The organism is Rhizobium sp. CC1099 (assembly GCF_029714385.1).
Lineage (GTDB): Bacteria > Pseudomonadota > Alphaproteobacteria > Rhizobiales > Rhizobiaceae > Rhizobium.
The window spans coordinates 1,987,182-2,002,480 of the sequence record NZ_CP121642.1 but is presented as its reverse complement, the minus strand read 5'-3'; the positions used below and the strand labels follow the sequence as shown (position 1 = coordinate 2,002,480).

The window sequence follows — 15,299 nt, the reverse complement described above, 5'->3', positions numbered from 1 at the left end:
GACATCAGTCCACCTTCGTCGGCGCGGACGATAGGGAGACGATCCAATCTGACGATCCGGCTTAGGCGCTTCCGAAGGCATCGGTCGCGAACAGCTTTGGTCGACCGGTCACAAGATCGAGCGGTTGTATCAGAAGGCCATTGGCGAGCGCCGCGGTCCGTCGTTAATCGGCAACGCTTGGAGCACTCGCAAACGTCCGCTATTGTCATACCGTGGGGTCTTTTCGAAGTTGAGCGTTGGGCCCTCGGCACCGAGAAGGTCAAGCAGACATGAAGCTCGTCCTCATCGCTCTCGCTGTCGCCCATAACTGGTATTCCGGCCACCATGATCCGGTCACCGGCTACGAATGCTGCGACAACAAGGACTGCCGGGTCATCAGCCCGCGCTATGTCGAGCCGCTGCCGGGCGGCAACTTCAACATCCGCACCGGGTCCAAGACAAGATACTTCATCCCCAAGAACCGGGTTTTGGAGAGCGAAGACAGCCAGTATCACATTTGCACGTCCGCCCCGCATATGACGATCCGCTGCTTCTTCGCGCCACGCGGGCTCACTTGAGAGGTAGGCTGAGCCTCCGGCCGGACACGGCGCGCAGTAGGTGTCGAGCTTACACTTTGACCGAGCTGCGTTTTGCAGTGCCGAGTGCTGTAGGACATGACGGGGATGGCGACCATGCAGCCATTAGCGGCCAGTGCTCGTTTGCTCAAGCTCAAGGACGTTTCCCTCTGGATCGCGTGCGTACGCGATCAGATATGGCTTCTCTGGTGTCCCAAAATCCGTGATGTTGCCGATCTGCGAGCCCCCAGCTTGAAGAATCTTCGAAAGTGCGTCGCTTATATCCTCCATTTGGAATGATAGGTGGCCGAAGCCTGGTTCGTTGACCCTTGGCTGATCACGATGATGGGTAACCGTATGCTCGTGTATTTCCAGAAATGGGCGTTCAAGTTCGGGGAATTTGAGCCAGATCGTGTATATCTCAGAGTTCGGAAGGCCATTTCCTCGCGAAACGATTTCCCCGGACAACATTTTGGGTGCGCGAAGCAATTCGCATTTCATGACGTTTATGTAGAACGCTGCGAGCGCTTCTGCATCGCGAGCTACCAAGTTGATGTGAGCAAGTGTCATGGCGTTCGTCATCCTCGTCTATGAGGCGACCATATCGATTGGTCGAGGGCAACGGAAGAAGTCGCCTTTGTGTCGACTCAGGCCTTTGGGCACATCTACTCCGCCGGGTAATTCCATGGCAAAAGCTCACCAATCCGGCTCTGCTTGTGGCCGTTGACGATGGCAGTGAGCACGGCGGTCAGGTAGGCCAGCGGATCGACGGCATTGAGTTTGCAGGTCTCTACGAGCGAGGCGATGGTTGCCCAGTTCTCGGCCCCAGTGTCGTGCCCGGCAAAGAGCGCATTCTTGCGGTTGAGGGCGATAGGCCGGATGGTCCGCTCGACGCTGTTGTTGTCGATCTCGATGCGACCGTCGGTCAGGAACAGCTTGAGACCATCCCAGTATTTGGCGATGTAGGCCAAAGCCTCACCGAGCGGGGACTTGGCCGCGACGCGCGAACGTTGATGGACGAGCCAGGCCTGCATGTCGGCGATCAGCGGGGCAGATCGTTCCTATCGCCTGGCGAGGCGAGCCTCCGGGTGAAGGCCGCGCAATTCGGCTTCGATCCGATACAGTTCGCCGATCCGTTTGACGCCGTCCTCGGCAATAGGTGCTGCTCCGTTGCGGGTGATCTCCACGAGCTTGCGGCGAGCGTGGGCCCAACAATAGGCAAGCCGAATGTCCGGGCCAATCCGGTCTGGTGCAATCAGCCTGTTGTATCCGGCGTAGCCATCGACCTGCAGGATGCCGGAGAAGCCCTGCAATAGCCGTTCGGCATGAATGCCCCCGCGACCGGGAGCGTAGGTGAAGGCCACACCTGGTGGAGCACCGCCGCCCCATGAGCGATCATCTCGCGCCAGCGCCCAGAAGTATCCGGTCTTGGTTTTGCGCGAGCCGGGATCAAGCACCGGAGCACGGGTCTCGTTCATGAAGAGCTTGGACGAGCGCCTCAGGTTGGCAATCAGCGCGTCGAAGACGGGACGCAATTCGAACGCTGCCCGGCCGACCCAATCGGCAAGAGTCGAGCGGTCGAGATCGACGCCCTGGCGGCTCATGATCTGGGCCTGCCGATAGAGCGGTAGATGATCGGCATATTTGGAGACCAGCACATGGGCGACGGTAGCTTCCGTCGGCAGCCCTGCCTGGATCAGCCGTGCTGGAGCCGGGGCCTGAACGACGCCGTCGGTGCAGGCACGGCAGGCATATTTGGGGCGACGGGTGACGATGACGCGGAACTGCGCCGGGACCACGTCCAACCGCTCTGAGACATCTTCGCCGATGCAATGCAAGCAACCGCCGCAGGCGCAGATCAGGCTTTCCGGCTCGATCACCTCTTCGACACGAGGAAGATGTTTTGGAAGAGAGCCGCGATTGGTCGCGCGTGGCCTGGTGACCCTGTTCCCGGCAGAAGCGTCCGCCTCTTCTTCGGCATGGATCGCTGCCATGGCCGTTTCCAGGTCTTCCAGCGCCAGATCGAACTGGTCGGGATCAGTCTTCTCGGACTTGCGCCCGAAGGCTGCCTGTTTGAAGGCCGCGACCAGCTTCTCAAGCCGTTCGATCCGCTCATCCTTGCGGGCAATCTGGGCGTCTTTGCCTGCCTCGCGTGCCCGCGCCGCGACCAGCAACGCCTTCAGGGTGGCAACATCATCGGGAAGATCGGCGGCGTCCAGCATGGCCGGAACCTATCAAATCCCGACCGATCTTGCCTTCGGAATCTGTCGTGCGAGTCATCGTGCCGCAGCTATTCGATGGCTTCCGGTGCTCTCGCCTCGACCGCACGAACCCGCCGCCAATCGAGACCCGCAAACAGGGCTTCGAACTGGGCGTGGCTCAGCGTCATCAGGCCATCCTTGATGCCGGGCCAGGTGAAGGTGTGCTCTTCCAACCTCTTGTAGGCCAGCACGATACCAGAGCCATCCCAGTAGATCAGCTTCAGCCGGTCCGCCTTGCGAGACCGGAACACGAAGACCGTTCCGGTGAACGGGTCCCTGCGCAGCTCGTTCTTCACAAGCGCTGCCAATCCGTCGTGACCCTTGCGGAAGTCGACCGGTTTGGTCGCCACCATGATCCGCACGCGGTTCGATGGGAAGATCATGTCGTCGCCGCCAAGGCACGCGCGATGGCTGCGATCCGGGCAGCAGACGCACCTTCTTCAAGGCGGATCGTGACCGGACCGACGATAACCTCAGCGCGGGAAACCGCCTTGGCAGCCAGCGGCTCCGGCACGGGCGTCTCGATAACCATGGCCGCGAATTCGACTGCTTCTTCCGGCTCCGGCAAAACCAGCTTGCCCTGCCGCGCCAGAGTTCGCCAGGACGACAGATGGTTTGCCTTCAGGCCGTAGCGTTCCGCGACTTCGTTCACCGTCACGCCCGGTCGCAAGCTCTCCGAAACAATCCTGGCCTTGACCTCGTCCGGCCATTGGCGATGAGCCTCACGTCGGCCCCGCCGCGTCGTGAGAACCTCCAACGTAGTCTCCATGGAGAAACTCCTTGTCGCTCTTCCATGGAAGCCCATCCCAGATCAGGCGAATACCGGCAATGTGGGGTCGGAACATCGGTTACCGACGGCCTTGCTTGCAGAAACCATATTGAAGCCACGACCCGGTATGTGATTGATGCAGCCGGGGCGGGGAGACCAATGCGGCTCGGTTCTGCTTCCCGGAGGAATGGGCATCCGTTCCGGACATCGACAGTGCGCTGAGCCGCATCTGAAATCTACTTGACCGGTACGACGAGTGGGGTCCCTTTCTTGACAATATATGTGGCGAGTTCCGAGGCCTTGCCGCTGCCGACGTTTTTCGCCGTGTGGGCCACTCCGGCGGGAATGAACAAAGTTTCGCCGGCCTTGAGCGTGACGGGCCTCCCATCCCCGAGCTGGTATTCCAGCGAGCCTTTAAGGACATAGGCGATCTCTTCGCCGGGATGAGAATGCTTAGCGGCAACTGCGCCAGGCTCGAAGTCGACGCGCACCTGAACAAGCTCGCGTCCGGGCACGTCGAGATCGTGCTGCAGAAGATCGGTGCGCTGAATTCCCAGTTGTTGAGCCTGCGCCATGTGCAGCGTCACTCCGCTCCCGGCGATCAGCAGGGCAGCTGCTACGAGTTTGATCGTTTTCATATGGTCATCCTTTCGTGCTGAGACCAAGCCGTCACCTTCGAGGACGGCACCGCCAATTTGACCGAGAGCATGTATCGTCGATGTGTCCGCGGGGCTGCGCTTTTGTAACGCCATGTAGAGGAATAAAGGGCTTTCATGTCGAGGGACTGCAGCGCCATTCTTCATGACGGCAACGGCTCGCCGGCTTGCTCCCGGACCATGTATTCGGCGTACAGGTAAGCTAGTCCCCGCCTGTGGCCGAGCTGCTTTTCGTAGGCGCCGTGGGCGACCTATCGCACGACGCAAGGCGCTCGTGAGGTCGGCCGGTGACGGGAATCTCATAACGTCCGTCGAGGTGTCATCAACAACAAAGTCGGCGTCGAGCCTCCAGCCGAGGCTGCCGTAGAAATCCTTTGCGCGCTCGACGTCGAAACAGCAGTGATGACGACCTCGAGCTTCAGATCGACCTTTTGCGGTCTCTCGCTGTTGGATACGAGTGTCATGGTATTTTTCGTTTTGTTTGCAAAAGGGCGGCGTCTCGCACGCGCCCTTTGTAGATCATCAGATTGACGAACGCAGCGATCTCAATCGTGTCGTGAGTTCCTGGGCGAAAGCCCGACCCTCGCGTGCGAAGCTTCCTGCCGGCGGCTTAGGATTTTGCTGCCGCGGCACGCATGCCGCGATACTGTACGGTCGGAAGGCCACCCCAGCCCCAATTGTCGAGATCGACCTCCTCAATCACAACGTAGGTCGACTCAAGGGGTTTGTTCAGCACGTTGAGCAGCACCTCGCTGACGCCCTTGATAATGGCGGCCTTTTCCTCGGCGGTGACCGAATTGCGGTCAGGAGTGGTCCCCTCGCGGGTAACCTGTACGGTGACGATAGGCATTGTGATCTCCCTTCGAGAAGTTCACCAGCGGCCGGCGTTCTGGCCGCCGTCGACGTGGAGGATTTCGCCGGTCACGAAACCAGCGGTTTCGAGATAAAGGACGGCATCGATGATGTCGCGGATTTCACCCATTCGGCCAACTGGATGCAATTCGGCGAGCGCCGAGTGCGTCTCCACCGGATGCATGGGCGTCTTGATCACGCCTGGAGACACCGCGTTGACGCGAACGCCGCTCTTCGAGAACTCCATCGCCAGAGACCGGGTCACGGCGTTCAGGCCGCCCTTGGTCAAGGAGGCGAGCGCCGAGGGCATCCCGACCATTGGCTGATCGGCAAGGCTCGTGGTGATGCTGACGATATGGCCCGAACCCTGCTTCAGCATCCAGGCGGCTGCGCGCTGGGTAATGTGAAAGAAGCCGGCCACATTGACACCGAGGTTGTGGTCATAGTCTTCCTGGGTCATTTCGATGAAGGGCTTGGCGAGGAAGACGCCGGCATTGTTTACCAGGGAATCGATGCGGCCAAAGCGCTCAATCCCTTCGCGCACGATCCGTTCGGCAGTCGCCGGCTGACTGATGTCGCCGGGCACGGCGTGAACATCCGGGTCCGTGCTGGGCTTGATCGAGCGGGACGTGGCGATGACACGGAAGTTCCGGTCGCGGTAGGCGCGAACCAATTCAGCGCCAATCCCTTGTGATGCCCCGGTGATGATGACGACTTTTCGTTCAGTACTCATGGACGTGGATCCTTTTTCAATTGCAGCGGGCGCTTCATCTGCGCCGGCCCTTCGCCCTCGGCGTTGGTGCAATTGATTTAGATCCATCCGGGCTCCGAGAGAATTGCCGGTGTTTGCGTGACACTCCTCCGGAAATCGGCATAATCAGCCGAGCGTACCTGCCTGCGATGCCAAGCGTGCAAATTCCGAGCGCAGTCGCGGCGTGGCGAAATCGACAAAGGCGCGGACCTTCGGGACGGGCATGCGGCCCTGTGGTGCGAGGAGATGAACCGGCAGCGGCGGGTGCTCGGCATCTGCGAGCACGGTCGTCAGCCGGCCGTCCCTCACATAGTCTGCGACATGATACGAATAGAGCCTGGTCAAACCGCGCCCGGCAGCGGCCGAAGCGGCTGCAGCCCGCACGCTGTTGACGATGCACCTCGGCGTGAACTGGACTGTCCGGGGAATGGATGAGCCCTGTGCCGGCGTGAAGCTCCACGAGTCGAGACCGAAATTGGCAAAGGCGACGATTTTGTGCTTCGTGAGATCTGCGGGTTCTTCGACGCGGGGATGAGTGGCTAGATAGTGAGGGGATGCAACGACTACGCGCCGCACATCGCCGCCGAGCCGGGTGGAGATGTGTGATGAATCGGCGAGATGGCCGATGCGCAGGGCAATGTCGACACCTTCGTCCACCAGATTGACGAACCGATCCAGCAGCAGAAGCCGAACTGAGACGGCCGGGTGTAGGTCAAGGAATTCGTCCACAATGGGATGCACGACTTCTTCTCCGACGATTGGCGGCGCCGAAATCGTCAGCATCCCACGAGGGGCGGAACGCTCACCGCCGGCGAACATGTCAGCCTCCTCGAGATCGACGAGGACCCGCCGGCAGGCTGCGGCGTAACGCTGACCCGCGTCGCTCAGCTTGAGGGTGCGGGTCGTTCGATGCAGCAGTTCAACGCCGACATGGGCTTCCAGGAAGCTCAGCGCCCGGCTGACCGCAGTCGGTGATCGCTTCAGCCGCCGGGCGGCACCTGCCAGACTGCCTTCGTCGATCGCGGTGACGAACACTTTCATTGCATCGATACGGTCCATTTTATTCTGCCGATCTCCGGGATAGTGAAGGCCAATCAGTAAGTGTTCACCCGAAAATAGCAGGAAGTAAACATGCGACGGACCTAAACAAGCCTCCGGGTCAACCACAGGCGGAGTTACAGCATTGCAGCCGTCATCGACGGCTTTGTGAAAGGCATTAAGTGCCGGCGCGACCGCGCTGTCTGCGTCGTCAGGTGGCGCGGCTGCTCGGAACAAAACATGCCACGGGCCGTTTTCTCGGCACAACAAAAGGAGGAAACACTATGGATTGGAATCGCGTCGAGGGTAATTGGAAACAGTTGAAGGGCAAGATCAAGGAACAATGGGGCAAGCTCACAGACGACGACCTTGATCAGATCGCCGGCAAGCGCGAGCAGCTGGAGGGAAAGATCCAGGAGCGCTACGGCATGGCCCGCGACCGCGTCCATCAAGACGTCGATGATTGGTATGAAAACCAGACATGGCACTAAGAAACAAAAAACCGGGTAAACGCTGGGTCAGACTTAAGACAAACCCCTGGCTGTGCCGGGGGTTTGTGTTCACTGGGACATGGTGAAGAAACCTCCCGACTAGACGGTCGAGATGGCGCCGTTCGATGAGCTGGTGCCGAACGATCACTGCTCATCGGCTCAGCAGTTGGGGCAAGGCGAGATATACTGACGAAAGGAGACGTTCGAACGCTCCTTCCCCGATGCCAGGCGGCCTCATGGGCACCGCGGTAAGTCGCATCCGGGTCCGATGCCAGAGCTCATGGTCGCAACCGCCCAGAACATCAAGAAGATCAGAACGGCAATCGCCAAAGCCCTCCAACCAAGCTGCCCGCACCTCGCGGCAGGAGCTTAGGTCCATGCCCGAAGCACCGGAGCTACGCCCTTTCGATCCTGCACACCAAAAATCTCGAAGGACAGAGCAGCTCGCCAATCACGCTTTGTGGTTCCGTCGCAGACTTTGGGCGGCCAGGTGCCCTAGCAGGCGAATGCCTCCTCACATCTACGATGTAGTTCGCCTGATTAATCGCACTTGTCTTGCTGAGCCTTCGCAGCAGCGGTTTTATCGCCATGCTGCTGTGCCACCACGTCCTGTTCAGACGTCGCAAGATTGGGGTTCTTGGCCAACGGCAGTGTTCCACCCTCTTTCTGAGGTGCATTGGCGCCAGCCTTGTTCTTTTGCGCTTGCGTGGTTTCACTGCCTTCCATCGGAGCATGAGTACCATCTTTGGCGATGCCGCTACGACCCTCCGTCGTTGTGGACCCGGTTATGTCCACGCAGTCGGCAAAGCTCGGTTGGGATGTCAAAGCTGCCATGCCAACGGCAATCAGAGCAAACGAAGTGAGTTTCATGACGCTTCCTCCTATTGTTGTTTTGAGGCAGCACACTCGAGGTTCCCACGGTATTTTCCCTGACTGACGGGAGATCGGGCGGCAAGGCTTGAAAAGTCCTGATCATAGCGCGTGCCGTCCGGGATAATGGCGATCAGCAGGTGGTGCGAAGGACCGGCGGCGGCTGACCGCGACGTCGGATATTCCCAATCTTCGGCTTCACGGCTCCTACCCGGCAAGCGGTGAATGCTGGCGCGCATCGGCTTGGCGAGGAATGCCACTTTCGTCGATGATATCCAGCCAAAAGGAGCGGCTACCTGGGAGGAGTCGTCATGGGCTCGCCTCCAAAGAAGGAAGAGGCGAGCCCTTGGCCGCACGTGCTGCAGGAGATGTTGCCTTCCAGTCTGCAGCATTTTAACGCGGTCGGTGGCTTCAACTACCAGAGCGATAAAAAAGTTCCTCTACCTGCATGTGCAATGGAGGGAGCGCCACTTCAAAACAACCGAACAATGCGGCAAAATTGCCGATGACGCTGGCCATCGACCCTTCCTCGAGGGGCTTACCCTGATCTGCCGGTATCATTGCGACAAACCTCGCCGCGTCAATTCACGACCTGCACGTCTTCCTTCCGAAGGTCGTCGATGGCATCTATCGCTTCCTCGGCGGACCAGCCTGCACGGAGTGCTGCGGCAACCAGGCGCACTTCGGCCTCCTGCTGAAGTTTCAGATAAAGCCCTTCGAGCGCCTCTCTTGCTGTGACGACATGTTCATCGTGGAGCGGAATGACTGGAATTCTATCTAGCTGAGGCATTTTCATCTCCCCTGTTAAAGATGGTTTTTTCTCGGGGTGTTGCCATTCGAGCTGCGCGAAGGCGTTTGCTCTTCGCGACACGAAGGCGACGTTCTTCGTCGATGATATTCTTCGCGGTCTGCGTCGTGCGCTTCGCACGGTCCATGCGTTCTTGCTGGAGCACTTGCCATCCTCTCGATGTTGATGCGCCCGGACTGCAGCTAGAGTTTGCGCTAGATGCGTCAACCCCGAGTGTCAGCGCGGGAACTACCAAGTGCGGATCTGGGGGTATGCAGCTGCCCAACTTTTCAGGCCCCAATCAACAACCGACAGTGAGCCGCATTGCAGCTCGTCCTCGGGCCGTGAACATTTCCGCCTGCAAAAAAGGAACACTGCCGACATATTCATGCGTACCCGCCAGAGGACCGACGTCGATGCGCAGAGGAACCGCTACGCTTCCCGGCCGTTAATGGGAACGATCAGCGCGGAGGTAGCAAATGGCGTCCAGGTTTTTTTCCAAGTTCGCAGCAGGAGTGGCCGACCTTTCCGGCCGACCGGGGACCTTCATTCTTGCGGGATCTTTGGTTCTGATTTGGGCGATATCCGGCCCGTTCTTCAACTTCTCGGAGACGTGGCAGCTCGTCATCAACACATCCACCACCATAATCACTTTCCTGATGGTCTTCGTGCTGCAGAACTCGCAAAATCGCGACGGGAAAGCTCTTCAGGCGAAGCTCGATGAACTCATCTTGACATCCCAGGCGCAGAATAAGTTCGTCGGAATTGAAAAACTCGGCGAGAACGAGCTTCGAGCAATGAGCAAGACGCTGGCGGAAAAAGCCGAATGCGTCGATCAAAAGGCGGAGGAGAAGACGGCAGTTTAGCAGGACACTCCAGGCGTCGCGCCTGACCAGTCTGGTGAGGAAAGCGATCGTGCGCACCCCAGTAGCTCATCAGCTCGTTGGTCGCCTGTCGGATCACTCCGTATCGTCGGAAGCAGGCTTGCCCTGATGGCCGTTGCCGCAGTTATCGCAATCTGGGTTATTTTCGGTTTGGCGACGGGTCCAACCAAGCAATCGCTCCTGGCAACAAATATGCTGGGAACATCCTCGTTCTTTTCCAGCATTCCCAGAACCGCGACACGCGGGTGCTTCACACGAAAGTCGATGAACTCATCAGGTCGAGTGGCGCGCGAAACCACATGATTGGTGTGGAACGGCTGGAGAGGGACGAGGACGCCCCGGTTGTGGGAGGGTGACCCTAGTCGCGGCCCCGCAGACTGCCGGCCAGCATTGGTTGCACACGAGTTCTGCATAATTCCATTTTGCCGGGATCGGTCCTGCCTCAATCGTCCGGGATCCGAGCGGCGCAGCCTCACACATGCAAACGTTCATGCTCCGGCGGGTTCGCAACGATCGACTGATAAAACCAGGCCACGAACTGTTGCCGGTACGGACAGGATTTAGCGCAGGTCGGTCGTTAGACCGCCGGAACATTGAACAGGCGTCAGCGTTAAGTCTCTGCAATAACTTCAAAACCTCAAGATCGGAGGCAACGCCATGGGTCGCGGTATTCTTCTTTGGCTTCTCGGCATTCCACTGCCAATCGTCATTCTCCTTGTTCTCTTCATGCGATAGGGGGTGTCCATGTCCATGTCCATGACAGGTCCAGACGTCGCGGCCACTCCTGTCGAATCGTCCAAGTCCGCGATGTCGTGGGGACCGATCCTCGGTGGTGCTTTTGCCGCCACAGGCGTTACCCTGATCCTTTTGCTTCTCGGATCTGGTGTTGGGCTGACGATGGTGTCACCTTGGACGGGACAGAGCGCTTCGGCAGAGGCCATTGGCGTGACGGCCGCGATTTGGCTGGTGGTCGTGCAGTGGTTGTCGGCAGCGTTAGGGGGCTACCTCACGGGCCGGCTCCGCACGAGATGGGCGGCTGTTCACACCGACGAGGTCTTCTTCCGGGACACCGCTCATGGTTTGATCAGTTGGGCGGTTGCCACGATTTTCGTGGTGGGTTTCCTGACGTCATCTTTGACCTCGCTTGCTGGGGCCGGCGCGCAGGCAGTCGGCCAAGCGGCGACCAACGCAAGTCTTGCTGGCGCTGTCGCAGCAGGATCATCACAGTCGCCGGCGACCGATCTCTCGGCGTCCTATTTCACCGATGCTTTGCTTCGACCAGACCGAAACCGCGCGCAGGCCACGACCGACCAGGGTGCAGCCACGGCTGAAGTCTCGAGAATCCTTCTTCAAGGCGCCGCTCAAGGCGGGATCCCAGATGAGGACAAAAACTATCTCGCAACGATCGTGGCATCGCACGCGGGTCTTTCGGAGGCCGATGCCAAGACGCGCGTTGACGCCATCTTAAAGCGTGTGGAGGATGCCAAGATCGCTGCCCAAAGAGCTGCAGACGAGGCACGTGAGGCAGCGGCAACGACTGCGATGCTCGGCGCTCTGTCTCTCCTGATAGGCGCTTTCATTGCCTCTGCTGCCGCAGCACTCGGAGGCCGACAGCGAGACGAGGAAGAAGACGTAATTCTAAATCGCATGTGAAACCGACATCCGCCGCATGTCCTGTAAATGCTCTGCAGTCCCGGACCTCCGGCAGCTTTGAGGCAGAAGTCGGGGACGAGACCATAGCGTCAGGATCACCGTGGCGCCGACGACCTCGTCGGCAGGTGTCGTCTCGCTGACGAAGCACTTGTTTCTCGTTGCGAGCTTACCGCTTGGTCTGTCAATCGCAACGTTGCGCTAGGGTGGGGTCGTCGTTGATTGCGATGCGTGTTGTTATCGACCCGGCTGATGAGCGCTTTGGTATTCGTCGAGAACTGCCCGCACCGCGTCGATCAGCAACTCCTGCGGTTCAAGGGGTTTTCCAGCGTACCTCACCAAAGTGGGCAGATGCTGCCGGAAAAGAGGTGCCGGGATGATCCGGCCGTCGAGTGCTTGCGTGAGCCGCGAGACGGCATCCTCGGCCGCGGGGTGGTTCCAGTAGTAGCGAATACGATCGGAATAGGAGTAGTGTCGCAGGATATGCTGCTTAGCCTGCGAACCCTGATAGTGGCCTTTCCAGTGGCCGGGGTTCTTCCTCATCAGCGCGTCCATCACGGCCATGAGGTTTCGGCTCGGATAACCGGGGATGGAGTCGCTTGCGATCAGGTCAAGTCCGTAGAGTGCTTCCCGAAGTGCGAAGGTCAATTCCGGCCCGACCTTGAGGATGGCGAAGCCGTCCTCGACGAGTTCGCGGAGCGCTTCCGCGCCCTGATAGTCAGTCGAATGCGCCTCGTAGACAAGCGCGGGCTCCTCGTCGAGCAGCGCGGAAAGGGTTTGTGCTTTCGCCCGGTCGTAGGCAATGACGTTTTCATTGCCGAACTCGACTCCAGGCTGGACGACAAGCGCCAGCACGCGGTCGAAGGCCTTGCCGAGGCCCGCTTCGTCAAACCGCGTCCGGTGCAGCGCAATCGTCTTGCGCGCCGCGTCGACGCCCGTCGGTTCGAGCGTGGTGATCACATGATGCGCGCCGCCAGGCGGCGGCACTTCGGTTCCGATGACATAGACCGGTGGCTCACCGCGTAAAGAGGCCGCGCACCGTTCCGCCACGGCCGCCAGCCTCACGGCCCGTCCGGCTGTCGTCGCGTCGTCGAGCGCGACCGGTTCACCCGCGCAGCCCATGGACGTATCGAGATGGAGCTTGCGGAAGCCAGCCTCGACATAGGCGGCGATCATGTCTTCCGCTTTGGTCATGGCGACCTCGGCAGGTTCTGCGCGCCATGGATTGGGGCCAAGATGATCGCCTCCGAGGATGACCTTGTCTCGCGGCAGGCGCTCTTCGCCGGCGATCTTTTCCACCAGCGCCACAAAATCACGGGGCTTCAAGCCCGTGTACCCACCGAACTGATTGACCTGATTGCAGGTCGCCTCGATCAATACCGGACCATCGCACGCCACGGCATGTCGAAGGGCCGCGCGCATCACGATGGGATGAGCCGAGCAAACGGAAGTGATGCCGGCCATGCCGCCCGTGCGTCGGCTGCACGCTAGGTTGGCGAGTACGAATGTCATGGGCTGTGCCCCGGTGTCATGGCGATGAAGGCGTCAAGTTCGGCGCGGGTGCCGGCCCCCTCCATCGGCCCCTTGGCCGTGACATTGCGGGCGCCGGCCGCATTGGCATAGGTGAGCGCCTGTTCGATTGGCATACCGAGCCGGCGGCACGCGACATAGGCGCCACCGAAGCAGTCTCCGGCGCCGGTCGGATCGATTTCTTCGACTGCGAAGGCCGGGCAGTCGATGCGTCGGCCTTCCCGTGTGAAGACGGTCGAGCCCTTTGCGCCGCGCTTGAGTGCCACTTCGCTGGCGTTACGGGCGAAGAGCGCATGGACCGCCTCACTTTCACCCTCGACGCCAGCCGCGACGAACAGCTCTTCTCCAGACGGGAGGATCAGGTCGGCGATATCGACAAGCCTTGCGAAGCGGGCGCGGGTTTCGGATTGCCCGAGCAACTCCTTGCGGACGTTCGGGTCGAAGGAGATGCTGCCGCCGCGAGCCTTGATCGCCGCAATCGCGTGTTCGATAATCTCGATGGCGCCGGGTATAGCAAACGCGGTTCCCATGACATGCAGGTGGCCCGATCGGGCAATGAGCGCGCGCGCCGCGGCGGTAAGGTCGATCTGGGCGGCGGCGGATCTTGCTATGTTGAACACGAAATCGCGCGAACCGTCATTCCGGTAGCGCACGAAGGCGGTGCCGGTTGGAAACTCTGGGCTGGTCGAAATAGCCGAGACATCGGCGCCGTCCGCGCGCAGCCGTGCGACATTGACGCGGCCGAAGTCGTCGTCGCCCACGCAGGCGATGATGCCGGCCGAACCGCCTATTCTGGCGCATTGATCGATGAAGATTGCCGGAGCCCCGCTGGGGTAGGGGCCGATGAGAGTGATCGGCTCGAGAAAGCCCGTGCCGCGATCCGTTGCCATGATCTCGACGAGGATCTCGCCGATCGTTATCGTTGGTCCAAGGGCATCAGGGGCTAAGCCTGTCGGTGTCATGCAGCATCCTCGGCAGGGCGCGCGCTGTCGGTCAGGAGATAGCGCTGGTGAAGCATGCAGGCAGCGCCGAAGGCCGGCCCCACCGTCTCATCGCCATTTGTTTCGATCAAGGGCAGCGGAAAGCTCTCCTCCTGCATGGAGCGAATGTGATGCAGGACGCGCGCCGCCATCAACGGATAGAGCGCGGCGACCGAACCGCCAAGGACGACCCTGTCGGCATCGATGATCCTGCAGGCCTGAATCAGGCCGTAAGCCAGCGCACGCGCCCAGTCTTCTGCTATGGCGACGGCGCCGGGAACGCGGTCGCGCACATCGGCCAGAAAAGTCGCGAAGTTCGGTTCCGGCTGCGTCGAGACGGAACGATAGATGCTCAGGATGCACTCCAGACCGAGGACGCTTTCCAGGCTGCGGCCGGGCGCATCGGCACCATCGACGCGCAGATGCCCGATTTCGCCGGCAAGTCCCCGCGCGCCGCGAAGCACGGTCCCGTCGACGACGATGCCGCCGCCCACGCCGCTTTCCATGACGAGATAGAGCGTGACCCCCGAATGGACCTCCCGAGCGCCGTAGCTCGCGCCGGTCGCGAAGGCGTTTGCGTCATTCTCCACCATGACCGGCATTTGTGCCGGCACGGCCGCACGCACGAGATCGGCAAGCTGTATGTTCTGCCAGCCGAGCAGGGGAGCCGTGTTGATCAGCCCCTTTCGGTCCATTTGCGCCGGCACGGCGACGCCGAGGCCCTCGCAGCGGCTGCGGTGTTCGGCCGGCAATGTGTCGAAGGCGATCGCGATCGCGCGCGAGACCGCAGTCTCGACATCGACGGATGGGCCGTCGAATGGCTCCATTCGGTTGTTGACGATGCGGCAGGCGAGATCGACCTCAACCACCGTGATATGTTCGACGCCGATCTCGATGCCGAGAAAAAAGGCGGCTTCGGGCATAAGTTCGAGCATGATGCCCGGCCGCCCCGCGTGGGTCGTCTGGGCCTGCTCGGCGGTTCCCACCTCGCGGACGAGGCCCTCGGCGGTTAGTCCGGCGATGATATGGCCGGACGAGGAGCGATTGAGCCCTAGAATGCGCGCAAGCTCCGCCCGGCTCAAGCGGCCGTGGCGATAGAGCGCCCGCATCGCCGCGAGTTCATTGCGCTGGCGGATCCCGCTCGGAGACGCGATTGGACCCACTTCATTCACGGGCGATTCTCCTTGCCTCTCTTGTCCGACCACTGACACATCATGACTGGGCCG

18 protein-coding genes and 2 pseudogenes are annotated in these 15,299 nt (G+C 60.5%); 5 read left to right on the top strand and 15 right to left on the bottom strand.

Features of this window, described 5'->3' with window-relative positions:
- Positions 1-269 precede the first annotated feature (269 nt).
- Positions 270-557: a hypothetical protein gene (locus QA644_RS30890; RefSeq protein WP_026616981.1), complete on the top strand. Its 288-nt coding sequence runs from the start codon at positions 270-272 to the stop codon at positions 555-557.
- A 123-nt stretch (positions 558-680) separates the two neighbouring features.
- On the opposite strand, the gene QA644_RS30885 is transcribed toward QA644_RS30890, so the two are convergent.
- The 9 genes and pseudogenes from QA644_RS30885 to QA644_RS30845 all read right to left on the bottom strand — a co-directional run bounded on the left by QA644_RS30885 (position 681) and on the right by QA644_RS30845 (position 6,902).
- Positions 681-1,124, bottom strand: coding sequence for a VOC family protein (locus QA644_RS30885; protein WP_283069105.1), 444 nt, complete (start codon positions 1,122-1,124; stop codon positions 681-683).
- A gap of 95 nt (positions 1,125-1,219) precedes the next feature.
- Positions 1,220-2,776, bottom strand: a pseudogene (locus QA644_RS30880) (IS66 family transposase).
- Between the two features lie 68 nt (positions 2,777-2,844).
- Entirely contained in the window at positions 2,845-3,198 is a 354-nt protein-coding gene (gene tnpB, locus QA644_RS30875; RefSeq protein ID WP_283069103.1) for an IS66 family insertion sequence element accessory protein TnpB, read from the bottom strand.
- Entirely contained in the window at positions 3,195-3,584 is a 390-nt protein-coding gene (locus QA644_RS30870) for a transposase (RefSeq protein ID WP_283069102.1), read from the bottom strand. Before QA644_RS30870 ends, tnpB begins: the two co-directional genes overlap by 4 nt.
- A 236-nt stretch (positions 3,585-3,820) precedes the next feature.
- The gene (locus QA644_RS30865) at positions 3,821-4,222 is read right to left on the bottom strand and encodes a cupin domain-containing protein (protein ID WP_283072919.1); all 402 of its coding nucleotides are present in this window, start codon (positions 4,220-4,222) and stop codon (positions 3,821-3,823) included.
- A 161-nt stretch (positions 4,223-4,383) separates the two neighbouring features.
- Positions 4,384-4,704: pseudogene (locus QA644_RS30860) on the bottom strand (hypothetical protein).
- A gap of 146 nt (positions 4,705-4,850) precedes the next feature.
- Positions 4,851-5,090, bottom strand: coding sequence for a 4-oxalocrotonate tautomerase family protein (locus QA644_RS30855; RefSeq protein WP_022712703.1), 240 nt, complete (start codon positions 5,088-5,090; stop codon positions 4,851-4,853).
- Between the two features lie 21 nt (positions 5,091-5,111).
- Positions 5,112-5,825 carry an SDR family oxidoreductase gene (locus QA644_RS30850; protein WP_283072918.1) on the bottom strand — a complete coding sequence of 238 codons (714 nt, stop codon included), beginning with the start codon at positions 5,823-5,825 and terminating at the stop codon, positions 5,112-5,114.
- Between the two features lie 144 nt (positions 5,826-5,969).
- On the bottom strand, positions 5,970-6,902 hold the full coding sequence (locus tag QA644_RS30845) for a LysR family transcriptional regulator (RefSeq protein ID WP_283072917.1): 933 nt from the start codon (positions 6,900-6,902) through the stop codon (positions 5,970-5,972).
- A 263-nt stretch (positions 6,903-7,165) separates the two neighbouring features.
- Between QA644_RS30845 and QA644_RS30840 the strand changes: the two genes are divergently transcribed.
- Positions 7,166-7,372, top strand: a complete 207-nt coding sequence (locus QA644_RS30840) for a CsbD family protein (protein ID WP_283072916.1) — start codon at positions 7,166-7,168, stop codon at positions 7,370-7,372.
- 540 nt (positions 7,373-7,912) lie between these two features.
- Here QA644_RS30840 and QA644_RS30835 read toward each other — a convergent pair.
- From QA644_RS30835 to QA644_RS30825, 3 genes are all read right to left on the bottom strand, one after another.
- Complete coding sequence (locus tag QA644_RS30835) at positions 7,913-8,242, bottom strand: hypothetical protein (RefSeq protein ID WP_283072915.1); 330 nt, start codon at positions 8,240-8,242, stop codon at positions 7,913-7,915.
- 11 nt (positions 8,243-8,253) lie between these two features.
- On the bottom strand, positions 8,254-8,502 hold the full coding sequence (locus QA644_RS30830; protein ID WP_283072914.1) for a hypothetical protein: 249 nt from the start codon (positions 8,500-8,502) through the stop codon (positions 8,254-8,256).
- 320 nt (positions 8,503-8,822) lie between these two features.
- A complete protein-coding gene (locus QA644_RS30825; RefSeq protein WP_283072913.1) occupies positions 8,823-9,032 on the bottom strand; it encodes a hypothetical protein in 210 nt (69 codons plus the stop codon).
- 476 nt (positions 9,033-9,508) lie between these two features.
- Here QA644_RS30825 and QA644_RS30820 point away from each other — a divergent pair, with 476 nt between their 5' ends.
- The 3 genes from QA644_RS30820 to QA644_RS30810 all read left to right on the top strand — a co-directional run bounded on the left by QA644_RS30820 (position 9,509) and on the right by QA644_RS30810 (position 11,566).
- The gene (locus tag QA644_RS30820; protein ID WP_283072912.1) at positions 9,509-9,895 is read left to right on the top strand and encodes a low affinity iron permease family protein; all 387 of its coding nucleotides are present in this window, start codon (positions 9,509-9,511) and stop codon (positions 9,893-9,895) included.
- A gap of 263 nt (positions 9,896-10,158) precedes the next feature.
- Positions 10,159-10,269, top strand: a complete 111-nt coding sequence (locus QA644_RS30815; protein WP_283072911.1) for a hypothetical protein — start codon at positions 10,159-10,161, stop codon at positions 10,267-10,269.
- Between the two features lie 388 nt (positions 10,270-10,657).
- Entirely contained in the window at positions 10,658-11,566 is a 909-nt protein-coding gene (locus QA644_RS30810; RefSeq protein WP_283072910.1) for a hypothetical protein, read from the top strand.
- 234 nt (positions 11,567-11,800) lie between these two features.
- Here QA644_RS30810 and QA644_RS30805 read toward each other — a convergent pair whose 3' ends face one another.
- From QA644_RS30805 to QA644_RS30795, 3 genes are read right to left on the bottom strand one after another with little or no spacing between them, the layout of a single operon-like run.
- Entirely contained in the window at positions 11,801-13,075 is a 1,275-nt protein-coding gene (locus QA644_RS30805) for a D-tagatose-bisphosphate aldolase, class II, non-catalytic subunit (RefSeq protein ID WP_283072909.1), read from the bottom strand.
- Positions 13,072-14,055, bottom strand: coding sequence for a sugar kinase (locus QA644_RS30800; protein WP_283072908.1), 984 nt, complete (start codon positions 14,053-14,055; stop codon positions 13,072-13,074). Before QA644_RS30800 ends, QA644_RS30805 begins: the two co-directional genes overlap by 4 nt.
- Entirely contained in the window at positions 14,052-15,245 is a 1,194-nt protein-coding gene (locus tag QA644_RS30795; protein WP_283072907.1) for an ROK family transcriptional regulator, read from the bottom strand. The genes QA644_RS30800 and QA644_RS30795 overlap by 4 nt, the downstream gene beginning before the upstream one ends.
- Positions 15,246-15,299 lie beyond the last annotated feature (54 nt).

Coding starts and splice junctions, on each gene's coding strand:
- QA644_RS30885 (WP_283069105.1), bottom strand. CDS start 1,124: ATGACACTTGCTCACATCAACTTGGTAGCTCGCGATGCAGAAGCGCTC.
- QA644_RS30820 (WP_283072912.1), top strand. CDS start 9,509: ATGGCGTCCAGGTTTTTTTCCAAGTTCGCAGCAGGAGTGGCCGACCTT.
- QA644_RS30850 (WP_283072918.1), bottom strand. CDS start 5,825: ATGAGTACTGAACGAAAAGTCGTCATCATCACCGGGGCATCACAAGGG.
- QA644_RS30865 (WP_283072919.1), bottom strand. CDS start 4,222: ATGAAAACGATCAAACTCGTAGCAGCTGCCCTGCTGATCGCCGGGAGC.
- QA644_RS30840 (WP_283072916.1), top strand. CDS start 7,166: ATGGATTGGAATCGCGTCGAGGGTAATTGGAAACAGTTGAAGGGCAAG.
- QA644_RS30810 (WP_283072910.1), top strand. CDS start 10,658: ATGTCCATGTCCATGACAGGTCCAGACGTCGCGGCCACTCCTGTCGAA.
- QA644_RS30825 (WP_283072913.1), bottom strand. CDS start 9,032: ATGCCTCAGCTAGATAGAATTCCAGTCATTCCGCTCCACGATGAACAT.
- QA644_RS30890 (WP_026616981.1), top strand. CDS start 270: ATGAAGCTCGTCCTCATCGCTCTCGCTGTCGCCCATAACTGGTATTCC.
- QA644_RS30845 (WP_283072917.1), bottom strand. CDS start 6,902: ATGGACCGTATCGATGCAATGAAAGTGTTCGTCACCGCGATCGACGAA.
- QA644_RS30800 (WP_283072908.1), bottom strand. CDS start 14,055: ATGACACCGACAGGCTTAGCCCCTGATGCCCTTGGACCAACGATAACG.
- QA644_RS30855 (WP_022712703.1), bottom strand. CDS start 5,090: ATGCCTATCGTCACCGTACAGGTTACCCGCGAGGGGACCACTCCTGAC.
- tnpB (WP_283069103.1), bottom strand. CDS start 3,198: ATGATCTTCCCATCGAACCGCGTGCGGATCATGGTGGCGACCAAACCG.
- QA644_RS30870 (WP_283069102.1), bottom strand. CDS start 3,584: ATGGAGACTACGTTGGAGGTTCTCACGACGCGGCGGGGCCGACGTGAG.
- QA644_RS30805 (WP_283072909.1), bottom strand. CDS start 13,075: ATGACATTCGTACTCGCCAACCTAGCGTGCAGCCGACGCACGGGCGGC.
- QA644_RS30835 (WP_283072915.1), bottom strand. CDS start 8,242: ATGAAACTCACTTCGTTTGCTCTGATTGCCGTTGGCATGGCAGCTTTG.